Origin of the sequence: Pararhizobium sp. DWP3-4 (genome assembly GCF_049898205.1) — a bacterium.
GTDB lineage: Bacteria > Pseudomonadota > Alphaproteobacteria > Rhizobiales > Rhizobiaceae > Pararhizobium.
This window is the reverse complement of the sequence record NZ_JAFCXF010000001.1, coordinates 88,436-107,849: the sequence shown is the minus strand read 5'-3', so window position 1 is coordinate 107,849 and position 19,414 is coordinate 88,436. Positions and strand designations below refer to the sequence as shown.

At 60.6% G+C, this 19,414-nt stretch carries 16 protein-coding genes; 14 read left to right on the top strand and 2 right to left on the bottom strand.

Features of this window, described 5'->3' with window-relative positions; all coding sequences use genetic code 11:
* Window positions 1–61 precede the first annotated feature (61 nt).
* From ACP7E6_RS00500 to ACP7E6_RS00490, 3 genes are all read left to right on the top strand, one after another.
* On the top strand, window positions 62–1,423 hold the full coding sequence (locus tag ACP7E6_RS00500; RefSeq protein ID WP_426226931.1) for an NAD(P)-dependent oxidoreductase: 1,362 nt from the start codon (window positions 62–64) through the stop codon (window positions 1,421–1,423).
* Between the two features lie 15 nt (window positions 1,424–1,438).
* Window positions 1,439–2,752, top strand: a complete 1,314-nt coding sequence (gene preA, locus ACP7E6_RS00495) for an NAD-dependent dihydropyrimidine dehydrogenase subunit PreA (protein WP_426226930.1) — start codon at window positions 1,439–1,441, stop codon at window positions 2,750–2,752.
* Window positions 2,753–2,973: 221 nt separating this feature from the next.
* Window positions 2,974–4,644 carry an adenylate/guanylate cyclase domain-containing protein gene (locus ACP7E6_RS00490; RefSeq protein WP_426226929.1) on the top strand — a complete coding sequence of 557 codons (1,671 nt, stop codon included), beginning with the start codon at window positions 2,974–2,976 and terminating at the stop codon, window positions 4,642–4,644.
* A gap of 25 nt (window positions 4,645–4,669) precedes the next feature.
* Here the strand turns inward: ACP7E6_RS00490 and ACP7E6_RS00485 are convergent, their stop codons facing one another.
* On the bottom strand, window positions 4,670–5,320 hold the full coding sequence (locus tag ACP7E6_RS00485) for a TetR family transcriptional regulator C-terminal domain-containing protein (RefSeq protein WP_426226928.1): 651 nt from the start codon (window positions 5,318–5,320) through the stop codon (window positions 4,670–4,672).
* Between the two features lie 292 nt (window positions 5,321–5,612).
* On the opposite strand from ACP7E6_RS00485, the gene ACP7E6_RS00480 reads away from it, so the two are divergent.
* The 11 genes from ACP7E6_RS00480 (at window position 5,613) to ACP7E6_RS00430 (ending at window position 18,708) form a co-directional block, all read left to right on the top strand.
* Window positions 5,613–6,866 carry a Zn-dependent hydrolase gene (locus ACP7E6_RS00480; protein WP_426226926.1) on the top strand — a complete coding sequence of 418 codons (1,254 nt, stop codon included), beginning with the start codon at window positions 5,613–5,615 and terminating at the stop codon, window positions 6,864–6,866.
* Window positions 6,863–7,480: a hypothetical protein gene (locus tag ACP7E6_RS00475; RefSeq protein WP_426226924.1), complete on the top strand. Its 618-nt coding sequence runs from the start codon at window positions 6,863–6,865 to the stop codon at window positions 7,478–7,480. Before ACP7E6_RS00480 ends, ACP7E6_RS00475 begins: the two co-directional genes overlap by 4 nt.
* Window positions 7,481–7,503: 23 nt before the next feature.
* Complete coding sequence (gene hydA, locus ACP7E6_RS00470) at window positions 7,504–8,958, top strand: dihydropyrimidinase (protein ID WP_426226922.1); 1,455 nt, start codon at window positions 7,504–7,506, stop codon at window positions 8,956–8,958.
* Between the two features lie 2 nt (window positions 8,959–8,960).
* Window positions 8,961–9,338, top strand: coding sequence for a hypothetical protein (locus tag ACP7E6_RS00465; protein WP_426226921.1), 378 nt, complete (start codon window positions 8,961–8,963; stop codon window positions 9,336–9,338).
* A gap of 331 nt (window positions 9,339–9,669) precedes the next feature.
* Window positions 9,670–10,461, top strand: a complete 792-nt coding sequence (locus ACP7E6_RS00460; RefSeq protein ID WP_426226919.1) for an ABC transporter ATP-binding protein — start codon at window positions 9,670–9,672, stop codon at window positions 10,459–10,461.
* Window positions 10,462–10,671: 210 nt separating this feature from the next.
* Window positions 10,672–11,007 (top strand): hypothetical protein, encoded by a 336-nt coding sequence (locus ACP7E6_RS00455; RefSeq protein ID WP_426226917.1) that lies wholly within the window; start codon window positions 10,672–10,674, stop codon window positions 11,005–11,007.
* A 2-nt stretch (window positions 11,008–11,009) separates the two neighbouring features.
* Window positions 11,010–11,894: an ABC transporter permease gene (locus tag ACP7E6_RS00450; RefSeq protein ID WP_426226916.1), complete on the top strand. Its 885-nt coding sequence runs from the start codon at window positions 11,010–11,012 to the stop codon at window positions 11,892–11,894.
* On the top strand, window positions 11,891–12,763 hold the full coding sequence (locus ACP7E6_RS00445; protein WP_426226914.1) for an ABC transporter permease: 873 nt from the start codon (window positions 11,891–11,893) through the stop codon (window positions 12,761–12,763). The genes ACP7E6_RS00450 and ACP7E6_RS00445 overlap by 4 nt, the downstream gene beginning before the upstream one ends.
* Before the next feature lie 82 nt (window positions 12,764–12,845).
* A complete protein-coding gene (locus tag ACP7E6_RS00440; protein WP_426226912.1) occupies window positions 12,846–13,838 on the top strand; it encodes an ABC transporter substrate-binding protein in 993 nt (330 codons plus the stop codon).
* Window positions 13,839–14,201: 363 nt separating this feature from the next.
* Entirely contained in the window at window positions 14,202–15,392 is a 1,191-nt protein-coding gene (locus tag ACP7E6_RS00435) for an efflux RND transporter periplasmic adaptor subunit (RefSeq protein ID WP_426226910.1), read from the top strand.
* 13 nt (window positions 15,393–15,405) lie between these two features.
* Entirely contained in the window at window positions 15,406–18,708 is a 3,303-nt protein-coding gene (locus ACP7E6_RS00430) for an efflux RND transporter permease subunit (protein WP_426226908.1), read from the top strand.
* A gap of 80 nt (window positions 18,709–18,788) precedes the next feature.
* On the opposite strand, the gene ureG is transcribed toward ACP7E6_RS00430, so the two are convergent.
* Complete coding sequence (gene ureG / locus ACP7E6_RS00425) at window positions 18,789–19,400, bottom strand: urease accessory protein UreG (RefSeq protein WP_426226906.1); 612 nt, start codon at window positions 19,398–19,400, stop codon at window positions 18,789–18,791.
* Window positions 19,401–19,414: the final 14 nt, after the last annotated feature.

Here is a 19,414-nt window from a genome sequence, read left to right as displayed (position 1 = left end):
ATAAAAAAATAAAGCGTGTTACCGTTTCAACATCCTGAGGCGCGACATTTGGGAGCAAAAAATGGGAACGACTGAAACTGGAATACTGAGCGGGCGCCTGTCACCCGTCGAATACGAGAAGAATTTTTCCGATCTGCACCCGCCGCTGGACGAGCATGAAGCACTGGTCGCATCCGACCGTTGTTACTTCTGCTACGACGCGCCCTGCATGACGGCCTGTCCCACCTCCATCGATATCCCGCTGTTCATCCGGCAGATATCGACTGGAAACCCCATCGGGTCGGCAAACACCATCTTCGACCAGAACATCCTCGGCGGCATGTGCGCTCGCGTCTGTCCCACCGAAACGCTCTGCGAACAGGCCTGCGTGCGCAACGAGGCCGAGCACCGGCCGGTCGAGATCGGACGGCTGCAGCGTTATGCGACCGATATCGCCATGCGCGAAAACCGGCAGTTCTACCAGCGTGCCGCACCGACCGGAAAATCCGTCGCCGTCATCGGTGCCGGCCCGGCCGGGCTCGCCTGCGCTCACCGCCTGGCCGTCAAGGGCCATGACGTCACCATTTACGATGCCCGTGAAAAGGCAGGCGGCCTCAATGAATACGGCATCGCCACCTACAAGGCCGTCGATGATTTCGCCCAGGCCGAGGTCGATTACGTGCTTGCCATCGGCGGTATCGATATCCGCAATCGCATGATGCTCGGACGTGATTTCTCGCTGAGCGACATGCTGGCCAAGCATGATGCGGTGTTTCTCGGTCTTGGCCTTGCCGGCGTCAATGCGCTGAGGGCCGAAGGCGAAACCGCAGAAGGTGTCGAGGATGCCGTCGATTTCATCGCGGCACTGCGCCAATCGCAAACCAAGGCCGACATCGCCATCGGTCGCCGCGTCGTGGTGCTCGGCGGCGGCATGACGGCCGTCGATGCGGCCGTTCAGGCCAAGCTGCTCGGCGCAGAGGAGGTGACCATCTGTTATCGCCGCGGCAAAGAGCATATGAACGCCTCCGTGTTCGAGCAGGATCTGGCTGCCGCCAAGGGCGTGACCATCCGACACTGGCTGCAGCCCAAGCGCATCATTGCCCGTGATGGCAAGGTTGCCGGGATCGAACTCGACTATACGGCCATTGCCGACGGCCGGCTGACGACAACTGGCGAGACCGGCGTGATTACCGCTGATCATGTGCTCAAAGCCATCGGTCAGATGTTCGAGGCCGACGGTCTCGGCATCATCACCCTGCAGTCCGGCCGCATCGTCGTCGATGGCGAAGGCCGCACCTCGCTCGACCGTGTCTGGGCGGGTGGCGACTGTGTGCTGGGCGGCGAGGACCTGACGGTTTCCGCTGTTGCCATGGGCCGCGACGCCGCCGAATCGATCAACCACGTGCTCGCCGCTGCATCGCAGCCGGCCGTTGCCGTCGCTTGAAGGGGAGAATGAACCATGGCTGATCTGCGCAACAACTTCGTCGGCATCAAGTCTCCGAACCCCTTCTGGCTGGCTTCGGCACCGCCAACCGACAAGGCTTACAATGTCGAGCGCGCCTTCAAGGCGGGCTGGGGCGGCGTTGTCTGGAAGACGCTGGGCGAGGAAGGCCCGCCGGTCGTCAATGTCAACGGCCCGCGCTATGGCGCCATCTGGGGCGCCGACCGCCGTCTGCTCGGTCTCAACAATATCGAACTGATCACCGACCGCGACCTCTATACCAACCTGCGCGAAATGAAGCAGGTGAAGATGAACTGGCCCGACCGGGCCCTGATCGCCTCGATCATGGTGCCCTGCGAAGAAAACGCCTGGAAATCGATCCTGCCGCTGGTCGAAGAAACCGGCGCTGACGGCATCGAGCTCAATTTCGGCTGTCCGCACGGCATGTCGGAACGCGGCATGGGTGCTGCGGTCGGACAAGTGCCGGAATATATCGAGATGGTCGTGCGCTGGTGCAAGCAGTATACCCGCATGCCGGTCATCACCAAGCTGACCCCGAACATCGCCGACATCCGCAAGCCTGCGCGCGCCGCCAAATCCGGCGGCACCGACGCCGTCTCGCTGATCAACACGATCAATTCGATCACCTCGGTCAATCTCGATACCTTCTCGCCGGAACCATCGATCAACGGCAAGGGCAGTCACGGCGGCTATTGCGGCCCGGCGGTCAAGCCGATCGCGCTCAACATGGTGGCCGAGATCGCCCGCGATCCAGAAACCTACGGACTGCCGATCTCCGGCATCGGCGGCATCACCACCTGGCGGGACGCGGCCGAGTTTCTCGTGCTTGGGGCCGGCAACGTGCAGGTCTGCACCGCAGCCATGACCTACGGCTTCAAGATCGTCCAGGAGATGATCACCGGGCTTTCGGACTGGATGGACGCAAAAGGACATCGCGACCTCGACGATATCTGCGGCCGCGCCGTGCCCAACGTCTCCGACTGGCAGTATCTCAACCTCAACTACATCGCCAAGGCAAAGATCGACCAGGATTCCTGCATCAAGTGCGGCCGCTGCCACATCGCCTGCGAGGACACCTCGCACCAGGCGATCACCCAGTTTGTCGATGGCAAAAGGCATTTCGAGGTGATGGAAGACGAATGCGTCGGCTGCAATCTCTGCGTCAACGTCTGTCCCGTGCAGGACTGCATCACCATGGTGGGTCTGGAGCCCGGAATGCTCGACGAGCGCACCGGCAAGGTGGTCGATCCGAACTATGCCAACTGGACGACCCACCCGAACAACCCGATGGCCCGTCAGGCCGCCGAATAATCTTCCTCTGCAAGAATATCAGCCGCCCCGCCGAAACGCAGGGCGGCTGATCGTCGGTCAGCGCCGCGAAATGCAGCGGATTTCAAGACAGTGCCGGCAGACTGCCGATTGCGCACGGCATGGCAACGGTGCGTCCACAAAAACGTGCGTTGCCCCTTACCGCGAACTCGTCAATAAGAAGGGACGAAGATGCGGCTTTGCCGCCAACACCGGATGTCTGCTTGAAGATCGCCTCCTCACGTACCCGCAAAAGGCTGCATCTCCTGACGGGCGCATGCCTCGGCTTGTTTCTGCTCACGCATTTTTCAAACCACGCCCTGGGTCTTATCTCCGTCGAAGCCATGGAAGCGGCGCGCCGGATTTTCAACTCTGTCTGGCGCAGCTGGCCGGTAACGGTGCTCCTGTACGGTTCGCTGCTCGTGCACTTCGTGCTCGCCCTTGAAAGCCTTTATCGCCGCCAGACTCTGCGCATGCCGGTGCGGGAAGCGCTGAAAATCATCTTCGGCCTCACCTTTCCCTTTCTCATCGTAAGCCATGTGGTCAGCACGCGGGTCGAGTGGATGCTCACGGGTTACGGCGACGGCTATTATCAAGTGTTGCCAGCGCTCTGGTCGAACCCCTTCAACGCGACACGGCAATCGCTGGCTTTGATTTTCGCATGGACGCATGGGTGTCTGGGCGCCTGGTTCTGGATGAGGGGCCGCAGTTGGTATCCGCGCTATTTCCTGTTTTTCTATTCCTTCGCCGTGCTCGTTCCGATGCTCGCTCTGCTCGGTTTTGCCGTCGGCGCCCGATCGCTGGAGGTCGGGCTGCCATCGACAACCTGGTTTATGCCACACCGCACCCCGCCCGAAATGATCGGGCAAATCAGGACGTCCATCGTTGCCGGCCTGATCGCAATGATCGCCGGGACCTTGACCCTGCGCGCCATTCCGGTGCGCGGAAAAATTCGCGTCACCTATCCGGACCGGGCCATCTCGGTCGCAAAAGGTTTCAGTGTGCTCGAGGCAAGCCGTGCCGCCGGTATCCCGCATCTGTCGATCTGCGGCGGACGTGGACGCTGTTCCACCTGCCGCGTCCGGGTGACGGAAGGTTTGGAGCGGCAGCCCCCGGCCAGCGATGCCGAGCGCGCCACGCTGACGCGTATCCGCGCACCCGACAATGTGCGCCTCGCCTGCCAGCTGCGGCCGAGCCACAATCTGTCGATCTCCCCCATCCTGGGCGGCGACAATGTCGGCCTGAAAGCTCAACCGACAGAGCAGCAGGCCGCCGGCCGCGAACGTCACATCGCCGTCTTGTTTTGCGATCTTCGTGATTTCACCCTGCTTGCCCAGAAACAGCTGCCTTTTGATACGGTCTTCCTGCTCAACCGTTATTTCGAGACCATCGGGGAAGCGGTGGAAGAGTCGGGCGGCGTCATCGACAAATTCATCGGTGATGGCGCGCTTGCAATCTTCGGGCTGAATAACAGCATCGAGGAAGCCTGCGCCCAGGCGCTGACGGCGACGGCGCGCATCGCCAAGGGGATCGATGTGCTCAACCGCAATTTCATGAGCGAACTGGACAAACCGTTGCGCATCGCCATGGGCATGCATGCCGGTCCGGCGATTATCGGCCAGATCGGCTACGGCAAGGCCTCGTCGCTGACCGCTGTCGGCGACACGATCAACGCGGCAAGCCGCCTGGAAGGCTTTGCCAAGGAATATGACGCACAGCTTGCCGTTTCCGCTGATCTGGTCCGCTATGCCGGGCTGAAGGTGGACAACCGGGAAAGCTACAACATCTCCATTCGCGGCCGCGCCGGCACGCTCGAAACGCTGATCGTCGAGAACGCGGAGGAGGTGGAAGCCATGCTCGCAGCAGGAAAACAGCCGGAGAGCCCGGCGGTCTGACAAGCTGAATGTGGATCGTCGTCGGTCAGGTGCTGCCGTCCCTGATTTCCAGGCCGCTGACGAACAACTGCTCGAGAAATCGCGCCGCATCTTCGAAACGCCCCTCGCCCGAGCGCTCCTCGCCGAGCACCCCGCGCACCTGAACGTCGAAATCCGCATAATGCTGGGTCGTCGACCAGATGGCGAAGATCAGGTGATAGGGGTCGCATTTGGCAATCTTGCCGGCCTTGGCCCAACTGCGGATCACCTCGGCCTTCTCATCGACGAGCGATTTCAAAGGGCCTTTCAACTCATCTTCGATGTGCGGCGCACCCTGCAGGATTTCATTGGCGAACAACCGGCTTTCGCGCGGAAAATCCCGCGCCATCTCCAGTTTGCGCCGAATATAGCTGCGGATTTCCGAAACCGGGCTCCCCTCCGCATCGAACTCGCGCAGCGGATCGAGCCAGCTGTCCAGCACCCGGTCGATCAGCGCCCTGTGCATCGCGTCCTTGGTGCGGAAATAATAAAGCAGGTTGGGCTTCGACATGCCCGCCACATCGGCGATCTGGTCGATGGTGCTGCCGCGAAAACCGTGGGTGGCGAACACATCCAGCGCCGCCTCCAGAATCAGCTCTTCCTTCTCCTCCTGGATGCGGGTTCGCCTTTGTGTTCGGGCTGCCCTCGGAAGTACCATCTTTCCCCCAGTCTTCTCAGCAATCGCCACCGGCGCGCGGCCTTTAAAACGTCCGAAAACAGCAGGATCCAAAAATTCGGACGGCGCTGACGTTTTTTCTGTTTTTCCACCTTGAGTGCGGCAACGGAAGTTGTAATGTTTTACCAACCGGTCAAATTATCAGTCAGTTCAAACGCAAACGCAACGGCTGATCGCAGGGCAATCGAAAAAACCAGATGCCCCGATTTGACCACGGGAACGACGGGATGCGCAGCCAAATCTGCCTCCCTTAAAAAGAATGAGGAGAACCGTCATGGCTCATGCACCGGGCGAGAACATGCGCGTCAACGCCGACCGTCTGTGGGATTCACTGATGGATATGGCCAAGATCGGCCCTGGCATTGCCGGCGGCAACAATCGCCAGACATTGACCGACGAAGACGGCGAAGGCCGCCACCTGTTTCAAAAATGGTGCGAAGACGCCGGCATGAGCATGGGCGTCGACAAGATGGGCACGATGTTTGCCACGCGCCCCGGCACCGATCCCGACGCCCTGCCCGTCTATGTCGGCAGCCACCTCGATACCCAGCCGACCGGCGGCAAATATGACGGCGTGCTTGGCGTGCTCGGCGCGCTCGAAGTCGTGCGCACCATGAACGATCTCGGCATCCGGACAAAACACCCGATCGTCGTCACCAACTGGGCCAATGAAGAGGGCGCACGTTTCGCACCCGCCATGCTCGCCTCCGGCGTCTTTGCCGGCATCCACGAACTGGACTACGCCTATGGCCGTCGGGATCCCGAGGGCAAGACCTATGGCGACGAGCTGAAGCGGATTGGCTGGCAGGGCGACGAAGAGGTCGGCGCGCGAAAAATGCACGCCTATTTCGAATATCATATCGAACAAGGCCCGATCCTCGAAGCGGAAGAAAAGACCATCGGCGTGGTGACGCACTGTCAGGGCCTCTGGTGGCTGGAGTTTACGCTGACCGGCCGCGAGGCCCATACCGGCTCGACGCCGATGAACCTGCGCGTCAATGCCGGGCTTGCCATGGCGCGCATCGTTGAGATGGTTCAGGGCGTTGCCATGGAAAACCAGCCGGGCGCCGTCGGCGGCGTCGGCCAGGTGTTCTTCTCGCCGAATTCCCGCAATGTGCTGCCGGGCAAGGTGGTCTTCACCGTCGATATCCGCTCCCCCGACAAGGCCAAGCTCGACCGCATGCGCGCCAAGATCGAGGCTGAAGCACCGAAGATCACCGACGCGCTCGGTGTCGGCTGCTCCATCGAAGCCATCGGCCATTTCGAGCCTGTGACCTTCGATCCGACGCTGGTGACTGCCGTGCGCACCGCCGCCGAAAAACTCGGCTACAGCCACATGAACCTGATCTCCGGCGCCGGCCACGACGCCTGCTGGGCCTCCAAGGTGGCGCCCGCCACCATGGTCATGTGCCCGTGCGTCGGAGGCTTGAGTCATAACGAAGCCGAGGAAATCTCCAAGGAATGGGCCTCTGCGGGATGCGATGTGCTGTTCCATGCGGTGGTAGAGACGGCGGGGATTGTGGGGTGAATTCTTCAGACGCATCGGACAGGCCCCCTGCCTCTGAGACGGCCGAAGACATCCATCTCAAGGGACCCTTGGAGCGCATTTGGGCAACCCGCGCAGCCGAGAACGCGGCCGATATAGCCTTTGCGGAATCGGTCGGCGCTATCGTGACCGAGGGACCGTGGGAGAACGTGCCTGCCATCCGCGTCGCATATGTCGGTGTCACCCTTAACGGCGACCACGTAAAGCTTGAGGCCATACCAAGCTTCTGGCGTTATCAGCCGCCCCAGACTGGTTTACTGACAATACATCACGGCGAAGGGCAACTGTTTGCCCGGCGCATATATCTTGGGCGGGAGATTCCAGGCGCGTTGGTGGGAATAGCCGGGGGCATAGCACCAATACAAGCTTATGGACTCGTTGATGGCAAAGAGTTCTATTTTCGATCTCGTGGTGACAGTTGGCAAATGCACATTGGGGACGCGGATGTAATCCGGACGCCGGCGTGGTTTTACCAAGAACATTACGGCACTTGGCCGGAAGCCGGGGGCATTTCTGAGGATCAAGCCTACAATTTCATTGAGAAGGCTATCGAGCACTTTCGATCTGGTTTGCCTACCATGGTGAGAGAGCTATAAAATTTCAGGATCGGAGAGAAACCATGACCACAGTCATCAAAAACGGAACCATCGTCACCGCCGACCTCACCTACAAGGCCGACGTCAAGATCGATGGCGGCAGGATTGTCGAGATCGGGCCAAATCTCTCGGGCGATGAGACGCTGGACGCGACGGGCTGTTATGTCATGCCGGGCGGCATCGATCCGCACACCCATCTCGAAATGCCGTTCATGGGCACCTATTCCTCCGACGATTTCGAAAGCGGTACGCGCGCGGCACTCTCCGGCGGCACGACCATGGTCGTCGATTTCGCCCTGCCCGCTCCCGGCCAGTCGCTGCTCGAAGCGCTGACCATGTGGGACAACAAGACGTCGCGGGCCAATTGCGATTTTTCCTTCCACATGGCGATCACCTGGTGGGGCGAACAGGTCTTCAACGAGATGCAAACCATCGTCCAAGACAAGGGCATCAACTCGTTCAAGCACTTCATGGCGTACAAGGGCGCCTTGATGGTGGATGACGACGAGATGTTCCACTCGTTCCAGCGCTGCGCCGAACTCGGCGCGCTGCCGATGGTGCACGCGGAAAATGGCGACATCGTCGCGCAGATGCAGGCGAAATTGCTGGCAGACGGCAACAACGGCCCGGAAGCCCACGCCTATTCGCGGCCTGCCGCCGTCGAAGGCGAGGCCACCAACCGCGCCATCATCATCGCCGACATGGCCGGCAGCCCGCTCTACGTGGTGCACACATCCTGCGAACAGGCCCATGAGGCCATCCGCCGTGCCCGGCAAAACGGCATGCGCGTCTATGGCGAGCCGCTGATCCAGCACCTAACGCTGGACGAGAGCGAATACGCCAATCCCGACTGGGATCATGCCGCCCGCCGCGTCATGTCGCCGCCGTTCCGCAACAAGCAGCATCAGGACAGTCTCTGGGCTGGTCTTGCCGCCGGTTCCCTGCAGGTGGTCGCGACCGATCACTGTGCCTTCACGACGGCACAAAAGCGCTTCGGCGTCGGCGATTTCACCAAGATCCCCAATGGCACCGGCGGGCTTGAAGACCGGATGCCGATGCTCTGGACGAATGGCGTCGCCACCGGCCGCATCACCATGAACGAGTTCGTCGCCGTCACCTCGACCAATATCGCCAAGATCCTCAACATGTATCCGAGAAAGGGCGCAATCCTGGTCGGCGCCGATGCCGATCTCGTCGTCTGGGATCCGAAGCGTTCGAAAACCATCTCGGCTGCAAGCCAGCAATCGGCGATCGACTACAACGTCTTCGAAGGCAAGCAGGTCACCGGCCTGCCGCGCTACACGCTGACGGGTGGCATCGTTGCCATCGAGGAATCCACCGTCAAGACCCGCGAGGGCCAGGGCAAGTTCGTCAGCCGCGAACCCTTTACCGCCGTCAACAAGGCGCTCTCGACCTGGAAGGACATTACCGCACCGCGCAAAGTCCAGCGCACCGGCATCCCGGCAAGCGGGGTGTGAGGGTGAACGCCGCAACCCGCATTGCTGTGTTGCTGGTAACCAGCCTCGCAACGGCCGGAGCCGCCATTGCGAGCCAGACGTTTCTCGACGGCGATTATGGCAATAAGGATGGGTGCGCCTATTCCAAGACCGGCGAATCCACCGGTTCGGACAATTTTTTCCTGCTGACCAACGAAGGCATCACCACGGCGGCATCCTATTGCAGCTTCAAGGGACCGGTGACGAAGACCGGCACATCCTTTGCCGCGACAGTCTCCTGCAGCGCTGAGGGCGAAAGCGGCGAAGCTGACGAGAGCGTCGAAATCCTGCGGACGCGCCAGGACTACACCATCGCCTTCAAGGACGGGACACGCTGGGGGCCGCTGAAGAAATGCAAATGAGCCGCCCCCGGTCCAGCATAGCACTCTGTCGCCGGCCGGCGGGCCAAGGGCGGCATGACGGTCAGACCCACGCAACACCAGAATTACAGCGGAATGGGAGCGTTCACCTCCGGCACCATCACAACGCTCTCCTGCGCGTTCGGATGGGCGTGCGCGGTCACCGCACACAGGGGCGGGTCCCGCAGACCTTTCCGCATGTCCCGGGCAGCAATATCGCGCTCTGCATACCCCATTCAAAAAATATGAAGTACGACTATCGGAGGCAAAAAGCCGGATGACGTCACATCAATCTTCCAGGCAATGGCATTCAGGGCGGAGCGCACCGGATACAATGACAACCACACCAGCATCCGTCGTTTCGGCGCGCGATCTCGGCCTCACCTTCGAGACCAATGACGGCCCCGTCAACGCGCTGACCGGCGTCGATCTCGACGTCAACAAGGGCGATTTCGTCTCTTTCATCGGCCCCTCCGGCTGCGGCAAGACCACCTTCCTGCGCGTCATCGCCGATCTGGAAAAACCGACCTCCGGCTCGATCACCGTCAACGGCACGACGCCGGAAGACGCCCGCAAGAACCGCTCCTACGGATATGTCTTCCAGGCCGCCGCGCTCTACCCGTGGCGCACCATCGAAAAGAACATCGCCCTGCCGCTGGAAATCATGGGCTATAGCGCCGCCGACCGGAAGGCCCGGATCGACCGCACCCTGGAGCTGGTGAACCTGACGGGCTTCGGCAAGAAATTCCCCTGGCAGCTTTCGGGCGGCATGCAGCAGCGTGCCTCGATCGCCCGTGCGCTCGCCTTCGATGCCGATCTTCTGTTGATGGACGAGCCGTTTGGCGCACTCGACGAAATCGTTCGCGATCACCTGAACGAGCAACTGCTGAAACTGTGGGACCGCACCAACAAGACGATCTGTTTCGTTACCCACTCGATCCCCGAAGCCGTCTATCTTTCCACCAAGATCGTCGTCATGAGCCCCCGCCCCGGCCGCGTCACCGACATCATCGAATCCACCCTGCCCAGGGAACGCCCCCTCGGCATCCGCGAAACCCCGGAATTCCTACAGATCGCCCATCGCGTGCGCGAGGGACTGAGGGCGGGGCATAGCTATGATGAGTAGATCAATTGTGCCGTGGAATACCCCCCTCTGTCACTTCGTGACATCTCCCCCACAAGGGGGGAGATCATTCTTTTCCCGTGCTCATCTCTCAAAACACTCTATGTCCGAAGTAGAAATGGAGGCTGGCAGCTTGCTCCCGATCTCCCCCCCTGTGGGGGAGATGTCACGAAGTGACAGAGGGGGGTGCCACACCCCGATGAGGTGTCTATCATGAACCTCTCCTTCATCCTCTGGCTCTCCGCCTCCATGGCGATTTTCCTCAGCGCCGCAACAGCATCGCGGTACTATGTCTCCAGCAACAACATCCTGATCCTGCTGTTCTCGCTCGGCCTCTATTGCCTGGGTAACCTGATGATGGTGCGGTTGATGCGCGAGGGTGGGCTTGGGCTTGCCATTTCGGCATCGGCCATCGCCCAGCTGCTTCTGGTCAATGTCATCGCCTTTGCCGTCTTCGGCGAGCGCATGACCTTGCCGCAACTGGCCGGCGTCGCGTTGGGCGTTGTGTCGATGGGGCTGATGCTGATGCCTACGGGAGGGAAGGCTTGAGCATGGAAAAGCCGAACCTTTTCAAAGACCGGATCATGCCGGTGGGGGTCATCCTCCTTGTTGTCCTCGCCATCTGGTATGTCGCGGTGGTCTTCCTCAATACGCCGTTCGAGCGTGATACGGCTGCCCGCGCCGGAACAAAAATCACTTTCTCGGAAATCCTGCCGAGAACCATGTTCCAGCAACGCCCGGTGCTTCCCGCCCCGCATCAGGTGATCGCCGAAATCTGGAATACGACATTCCTGATGCCGATCACCTCCAAGCGCAGCCTCGTCTACCATGCGTGGATCACGCTCTCGGCGACGCTGCTCGGCTTCGGCATCGGCACCGTGCTCGGCATTCTGCTCGCCGTCGGCATCGTCCACAACCGCGCCATGGACCGCTCGCTGATGCCCTGGGTGATCGCCAGCCAGACCATCCCCATCCTTGCCATCGCCCCGATGATCATCGTTGTGCTCAATGCCATCGGCATATCCGGGCTGCTGCCGAAGGCGCTGATCTCCACCTATCTCAGCTTCTTTCCGATCGTCGTCGGCATGGTGAAGGGGTTGCGCAGCCCGGAGCAGATCCAGCTCGACCTGATGCACACCTATTATGCCAGCCCGGCACAAACCTTCTGGAAACTGCGCTGGCCGTCGTCCATGCCCTATCTGTTCGCCTCGCTAAAGGTCGCCATCGCCATTTCGCTGGTTGGCGCCATTGTCGGTGAACTGCCGACCGGAGCGGTGTCCGGTCTCGGCGCCCGCCTGCTTGCCGGTTCCTATTACGGCCAGACGGTGCAGATCTGGTCGGCTCTGTTCATGGCAGCGGCCCTTGCCGCGACCCTGGTGATCATCGTCGGCTTTGCCCACACCGCCGTCCTCAAGCGCATGGGGATGAAGCCATGAATTACGGTGTTCTATCCGGCGCCATCGCCTTCTGGCTCGCCGCCTGGGCAACCAATGAATGGCTGGTGCGCCGCAAATTCAGGAACGTGCCCGCCAACCGGGCTGTCCGCCTTGCCGTGCCGCTGCTGTTCGGCGTCAGCATCCTGGTTCTGTGGGAAGGCATTGTCCGAGGTTTCAACGTTCCATCGGTCCTGTTGCCGCCGCCCTCGATGATCGGGACACGGCTGATCAACTCGGTGCCGATACTCTGGGCCGATTTTCAGCAAACCTTCCTGAAGGCCGTGATCATCGGCTATGCGCTCGGCTGTAGTCTCGGCTTTCTCGTCGCCATCGCCATCGACCGGTCGCCCTTCCTGCAAAAGGGACTCTTGCCGCTCGGCAATTTCGTCTCCGCCCTGCCCGTCATCGGCGTCGCGCCGATCATGGTCATGTGGTTCGGCTTCGACTGGCAGTCGAAGGTCGCGGTGGTGGTCATCATGACCTTCTTCCCGATGCTGGTGAACACGGTGTCGGGGCTGGCTGCAGCCAGTTCGATGGAACGAGACCTGATGCACACCTATGCCGCAAGCTGGTTTCAGACGCTGGTCAAATTGCGTCTGCCGGCGGCATGGCCTTTCATCTTCAATGCGCTCAAGATCAACTCCACGTTGGCGCTGATCGGTGCCATCGTCGCTGAATTCTTCGGCACCCCGATCGTCGGCATGGGGTTCAGGATTTCCACCGAGGTGGGGCGCATGAATGTCGATATGGTTTGGGCCGAAATCGCCGTTGCGGCGGTGGCTGGCTCCGCTTTTTACGGGATAGTCGCGCTCATCGAGCGGGCTGTCACGTTCTGGCATCCGTCCGTGCGAAATTCACGGACGGCCTAAGAAATGCCCGTCCGTGGTGGGCGGGCACAACAAAAAAGCCGCCGGCTCGCGTCGGGCCCGGCATAACAAAAAGGGAACTGACATGAAGACGAGACTTGCATCATTGCTGCTGGCAAGCGCCTTTTCGCTGTCCGCATTCCATGCGATGGCCGCCGAAAAGGTGGTACTGCAGCTGAAATGGGTCACGCAGGCCCAGTTCGCCGGCTATTACGTTGCCAAGGACAAGGGCTTTTATGAAGCCGAAGGCCTCGATGTCGAGATCAAGCCGGGCGGCCCTGACATTGCGCCTCCGCAGGTCATCGCCGGTGGTGGTGCCGACGTGGTCGTTGACTGGATGCCGTCTGCGCTTGCGACCCGCGAAAAGGGCGTGGCGCTCGTCAACATCGCCCAGCCGTTCAAGTCCTCCGGCATGATGCTGACCTGCCTGAAGGAATCCGGTGTCGCCTCCCCTGCCGATTTCAAGGGCAAGACGCTCGGCGTCTGGTTCTTCGGCAACGAATATCCGTTCCTGTCCTGGATGAGCCAGCTGGGTCTCAAGACCGATGGCGGCCCGGAAGGCGTTACTGTCCTGAAGCAGGGCTTCAACGTCGATCCGCTGATCCAGAAGCAGGCGGCCTGCATCTCCACCATGACCTATAACGAATATTGGCAGGTCATCGACGCCGGTATCAAGCCGGAGGACCTCGTCGTCTTCAAGTATCAGGATCAGGGCGTTGCCACGTTGGAAGACGGCCTCTACGTCCTTGAAGACAAGCTCAAGGATCCGGCATTCAAGGAAAGGATGGTCAAGTTCGTCCGCGCTTCGATGAAGGGCTGGAAATATGCCGAGGAGCACACCGACGAAGCAGCCGGGATCGTCCTTGAAAACGATGCCACGGGTGCTCAGACGGAAGAACACCAGAAGCGCATGATGAGCGAAGTTGCCAAACTGACGGCAGGCTCCAATGGCGCATTGGACGACTCCGACTATAAACGCACAGTCGATTCCCTTCTGAAGGGTGGATCCGATCCCGTTATCAGCAAGGAACCCACCGGCGCGTTCACCCACGAAATTACCGACGCCGCTCTCAAATAGGCGTTTTTACAATCTCTTGAAGGCTGAAGCGCGCGGGCTAGTCCCGCGCGTTTCTCATTTGCAACACTTGGCAAATACGTCTGGGCAACAAAAAGACATAAAACACAAGTTGCATTGATGGCACCTAACAAATAAAATAATGAGGCACCATTCTTTATTTCTATCATCTTGCATAGCCGAAAGGGCCTAACTAAATAGAGCCCGAGGCATTCTGAGGAGGATGCGGGGAAAAAAATTTACGCGTAACGTATTTGCAATCGACGCGGTGTTTCCTCCCCTTCCTGCACATGACGGCGAACATCCCTTCTCGCAAGGTTTTCGGCGACAGTGAACTGATTATCCGGAATTTAAGGAAAGTAGCCGATGGCCCGTAACAAGACGTTTGCGTTTGGAATTTCCACTGCCCTGCTGCTGACTTTGCTGTCCGGAACGGCATTGGCGCAGGAGGCCGCCGCGCCGAAGGGGACCCAGACATTGCCGTCCATCGTCGTGACCGAGGTCGAGAACAAACCGCTCGTCGATCGTGTCGTTGCAACCGGCGCCATCAAGGCCGTGGAGGAGACCTATGTCTCGCCGCAGGTCGATGGATTGTCGATCCGTACGCTGAACGCCGATGTCGGCGACCGGGTGGAAGCCGATAGCACGCTGGTCGTCCTCAACGAGGACATGCTGATTCTGCAGAAAAGCCAGTTCGCCGCAAGCCTGGCCAAGGCCAACGCTTCGCTCGCACAATACGAGGCACAGCTTGCCGAAGCGCGGGCCAATGCCGAAGAAGCCGTGCGGGTCAGCGAGCGGTCGCGCAAGCTTTCCGAAGCGGGCTCCATTTCGACCGCGCAGCGGGATCAGGAAAAGGCCGCTGCAACAGCCGCCCTTGCCCGGGTGAACTCGGCCGAACAGTTCATCGCCGTCGCCAAGGCCGATATCAAGGTTGTCGAAGCCCAGATGTCGGACCTGGACCTGCGCCTCGCCCGCACCGAGGTCAAATCTCCGGTCAGCGGCATCGTGTCGGCAAAGACCGCCAAGGTCGGCGCCATCGCCAATGGCACCGGCGAACCGCTGTTCACCATCATTCGCGACGGCGCGCTGGAAATGCGCGCCGATATCAACGAGGCCGACCTCATCAAGCTGGCGATCGACCAGAAAGCCGTGGTGACGCTGGCCGACGGCAAGACCAGGATCGACGGCAAAATCCGGCTGATTTCACCGATGATCGACGCGCAGACCCGCCTGGGCGCCGTCTACATTTCGCTGAATGAGCCGCAAAAAGCCCGGGTCGGCATGTATGCCGACGCCCAGATCATCGTCGAAGAAAAACAGGCCATCGTCCTGCCGCTGACGGCCGTTACAGTTGGCAGCAAAGAGACGATCGTGCGCAGGGTTGATGATGGCGTTGTTCACCTGACAAAAGTGACGACAGGCATTCAGGACGGTGAATTCATCGAGATCACCACGGGTCTGAAGCCCGGTGACAGGGTGGTGGCCAAGGCCGGCGCGTATGTGCGCGACGGTGACAAGATCAATCCGGTGACATCCGCCGCCACGGCGACCAATTGACGGGAAGAGCGGCATGAATTTTTCAGCTTGGGCAATTCGCAATCCGATTGCGCCGATCCTCGCCTTCGTGTTGTTGATGTATCTTGGATATTCATCCTTCAACACGCTGCCGATCACCCGCTTCCCCAACATCGACGTGCCGATCGTCTCGATCAGCGTGGCCCAGAGCGGTGCGGCACCGGCGGAGCTTGAATCGCAGGTCACCAAGGAAATCGAGGATGCCGTTGCCGGTATTTCCGGGGTCGATCACGTGACATCCACCATCAGCGACGGGGTTTCCAACACCGCCGTGATGTTCATGATGGACGTGCCGACCAACCAGGCCGTTCAGGACACCAAGGACGCGATCGACCGCATCCGCGGCGATCTGCCGGCCTCGGTGGAAGAGCCGATCGTCTCCAAGGTCGATGTCGAAGGTCAGGCGATCCAGACCTTTGCCGTCTCCTCGCCAGGGATGACGCTCGAGGAGATTTCCTGGTTCGTTGATGATACGGTCAAGCGCGCGCTCCAAGGCAAATCCGGCATCGGCCGGATCGACCGCTACGGCGGGGCGGACCGCGAAGTCCGCGTCGAACTCAACGATGCCCGCCTGAATTCCTACGGCATCACCGCTTCTGATGTGAACAACCAGCTGCGCAAGATGAACACCGACCTCGGCTCCGGCCGCGGTCAGGTCGGCGGTAGCGAGCAGGCGATCCGCACGCTCGGCGACGCACGCTCCGTCGAAGGCCTGGCGAACACCATGATCGCCATGCCGAACGGCAGGTTCGTCCGCCTTTCCGAACTCGGCAAGGTGACCGACACCTACGAGGAACCGAAGTCGTTTTCGCGCTTCAACAGCACGCCGGTCGTGACCTTCGCCGTCTTCCGCTCCAAGGGAGCAAGCGAGGTTTCCGTCGCCGAAACCGTCGGCAGGACGCTGACGGAACTGCGGGAGAAAAACCCGGACGTATCGATCGAGCTGGTGGATGATTCGGTCTACTACACCTATGGCAATTACGAGGCCGCGATCCATACGCTGCTCGAAGGCGCCCTGCTTGCCGTTGCCGTGGTCATGCTGTTCCTGCGCAATTGGCGCGCAACGCTGATCTCGGCCATGGCCCTGCCTTTGTCAGCCGTCCCGACCTTCTGGGTCATGGACATGCTCGGCTTCTCGCTGAACCTGGTCAGTTTCCTCGCATTGACGCTGGCGACCGGCATTCTCGTCGATGACGCCATCGTCGAAATCGAGAATATTGCCCGGCATATCAAGATGGGCAAAACGCCCTACAGGGCCGCGATCGAAGCCGCCGACGAAATCGGTCTTGCCGTGATCGCGACGACGTTCACGATCATCGCGGTGTTCGTGCCGGTGTCCTTCATGCCCGGCATTCCCGGACAGTACTTCATCCAGTTCGGCCTGACGGTCGCGGTCTCGGTGTTCTTCTCGCTGATGGTCGCGCGGCTGATCACGCCGCTGATGGCCGCCTATCTGATGAAATCCAGCGACGGCGACGGTCATCACGATGACAGCGACGGCGCGATCATGCGCGGCTATACCTGGCTGGTCAGCACGACGACCCGGCGCTGGTATATGCGTTACGCCACGATGCTGGCCGCCATCGGCTTCGTCATTGGATCGGTCATGCTTTTGATGACCGTACCAGGCAGCTTCCTGCCGACGGAAGATGCGTCGCGCATCGTCCTGTCCGTCGAATTGCCGCCGGATGCACGACTGGAAGACACCGACAAGACGACGGAAGAAATCTACGCCCGGATCAAGGATCTCGACGGCGTGGCAGGCATCTTCGTCCTTGGCGGCGCCTCGCCGAAGGGTGACCTCGAACTGCGCCGCGCGTCGATTACCATCATGCTGGAAAAGCTCGACCATTCGCTTCTCAACAAGGTGGTCAACGACGTTTTCGGCCGCATACCGGTGATCGGTCAGTATCTGCCGAAATTGCCCCCGGCCGGCCGCATCATCCCGCAGGCTGAGATCGAAAAGCAGGTCTATGCCGCCGTCCGCTCCATTCCGGACGTCCGCATCCTGAAGCTGAACGACCGTGGTGAACGGGACCTGTCGTTCAATCTTCTCTCGAAGAGCGACGCCGCCCTCGACACGGCCGTCGCCATGCTGGAAGCCAATCTGCGCAACGAGCCGCTGCTCGCCAATGTCAGCCCCGACGGCGCCCTGCCGCGGCCTGAACTGCAGATCCGTCCGCGCCCCGACCAGATGTCGCGTCTCGGCATCATGACATCGCAGATCGCCGACGTCGTTCGCGTCGCCACGATCGGCGATATCGATGCGGCGCTGACAAAAATCTCGCTCGATGACCGGCAGATTCCGATCCGTGTCCAGGTGGATACGAATTTCCGCACCGATCTCGCCGCCATCCGCAACTTGAAAGTCCAGACAGCCGCCGGTGCGCTGGTGCCGATCTCCACCGTGGCCGATATCAACTATTCGGAAGGCCCAAGCTCGATCAAGCGCTACGACCGCAACCGCGTCGTCACCATGGGTGCGGACCTGCCGATCGGCGTGGCCCTCAACACGGCCTCGGACCGCTTCAAGGAGATAGCCAAGGAAACCAAGCTGCCAGCTGGCGTCGAGTTCCTCGAAAGCGGTGACGCCGAAGTTCAAGCCGAAATGGAAGCGGGTTTCGCCAATGCCATGCTGCTCGGCCTGATGCTGGTGCTGGTGGTATTGATCCTTCTGTTCAAGAACATCATCCAGCCCTTCACGATCCTGTTCTCGCTGCCGCTCGCTATCGGCGGCGTGGCGATCGGCTTGATCCTGACGCAAAACGCCATGTCGATGCCGGTGCTGATCGGTATCCTGATGCTGATGGGGATCGTCACGAAAAATGCCATCCTGCTGGTGGATTTCGCCATAGAGATGATGCATCGCGGCATGGAGCGGACGGAAGCGATGATTGAAGCCGGACGCAAACGCGCACGGCCGATTATCATGACATCGATCGCCATGTCGGCGGGCATGCTGCCCTCGGCGCTGGGCGTTGGCGAAGGCGGTTCGTTCCGCGCGCCGATGGCGATCGCGGTGATCGGCGGCATTATCGTCTCGACGGTGATCTCACTCGTCGTCGTGCCGGCCTTCTTCCTGATCATGGACGACCTGTCCCGCCTGCTCGGCAAGATCTTCGGCCGCTTCGTCGGCAAAAAGGATGAGGAAACGGAAGTGCTGGAAAATGCAGCACTCACCGATATTGTCACCGATCAGAGCAAGACGATCAACGAACTGCAGGAGCGCCTGAACAAGCTTGAAGGCCCCAAACGCGGCGGCAACGTCATCAACCATCCGGCGCTCGCAGCCGAATAATTGCTCCAGCAATTCGCATGAAAAAGCCCGGCCCCATCAAGCATGCGGCCGGGCTTTTGCGTTCTGGAATATCGCGACCTCTACAGCCCGCCTTCGACCCTGAGGAAATCGACGATCGTTTCGACGCCCTCGCCGCGCTTCATGTCGGAAAACACGAACGGCCGATCGGCGCGCATGCGGCTGGCGTCACGCTCCATGACATCGAGATCGGCGCCGACATAGGGCGCCAGATCCTTCTTGTTGATAACCAAAAGGTCCGAACGGGTGATCGCAGGGCCGCCCTTACGCGGGATTTCCTCGCCCTGGCAGACGGAGATGACATAGATGGTGATATCGGCGAGATCGGGCGAAAAGGTCGCTGCAAGATTGTCGCCGCCGGATTCGATGAAGATGACGTCGAGATCGGGAATGCGGCGGTTGAGATCGGCGATGGCCTGCAGATTGATCGTCGCATCCTCGCGGATGGCCGTATGCGGGCACCCGCCGGTCTCGACGCCGACGATCCGGTCCGACGGCAGCGCCTGCATGCGCACCAGCGCCTCGGCATCCTCCTTGGTGTAGATGTCGTTGGTGACGACGGCGATCGAATAGTGTTCGCGCATCGCCTTGCACAGCTTGTCGGTCAGCGCCGTCTTGCCGGAACCGACCGGCCCGCCGATGCCGACGCGAAGGGGACCATTGGCAGATTTCATCGCAACATTCCTTT

Bases quoted from the DNA above. Each gene is read 5' to 3' on its own strand.
- ACP7E6_RS00500 (WP_426226931.1), top strand. From the start codon at position 62: ATGGGAACGACTGAAACTGGAATACTGAGCGGGCGCCTGTCACCCGTC.
- preA (WP_426226930.1), top strand. From the start codon at position 1,439: ATGGCTGATCTGCGCAACAACTTCGTCGGCATCAAGTCTCCGAACCCC.
- ACP7E6_RS00485 (WP_426226928.1), bottom strand. From the start codon at position 5,320: ATGGTACTTCCGAGGGCAGCCCGAACACAAAGGCGAACCCGCATCCAG.
- ACP7E6_RS00480 (WP_426226926.1), top strand. From the start codon at position 5,613: ATGGCTCATGCACCGGGCGAGAACATGCGCGTCAACGCCGACCGTCTG.
- hydA (WP_426226922.1), top strand. From the start codon at position 7,504: ATGACCACAGTCATCAAAAACGGAACCATCGTCACCGCCGACCTCACC.
- ACP7E6_RS00460 (WP_426226919.1), top strand. From the start codon at position 9,670: ATGACAACCACACCAGCATCCGTCGTTTCGGCGCGCGATCTCGGCCTC.
- ACP7E6_RS00455 (WP_426226917.1), top strand. From the start codon at position 10,672: ATGAACCTCTCCTTCATCCTCTGGCTCTCCGCCTCCATGGCGATTTTC.
- ACP7E6_RS00450 (WP_426226916.1), top strand. From the start codon at position 11,010: ATGGAAAAGCCGAACCTTTTCAAAGACCGGATCATGCCGGTGGGGGTC.
- ACP7E6_RS00445 (WP_426226914.1), top strand. From the start codon at position 11,891: ATGAATTACGGTGTTCTATCCGGCGCCATCGCCTTCTGGCTCGCCGCC.
- ACP7E6_RS00440 (WP_426226912.1), top strand. From the start codon at position 12,846: ATGAAGACGAGACTTGCATCATTGCTGCTGGCAAGCGCCTTTTCGCTG.
- ACP7E6_RS00435 (WP_426226910.1), top strand. From the start codon at position 14,202: ATGGCCCGTAACAAGACGTTTGCGTTTGGAATTTCCACTGCCCTGCTG.
- ACP7E6_RS00430 (WP_426226908.1), top strand. From the start codon at position 15,406: ATGAATTTTTCAGCTTGGGCAATTCGCAATCCGATTGCGCCGATCCTC.
- ureG (WP_426226906.1), bottom strand. From the start codon at position 19,400: ATGAAATCTGCCAATGGTCCCCTTCGCGTCGGCATCGGCGGGCCGGTC.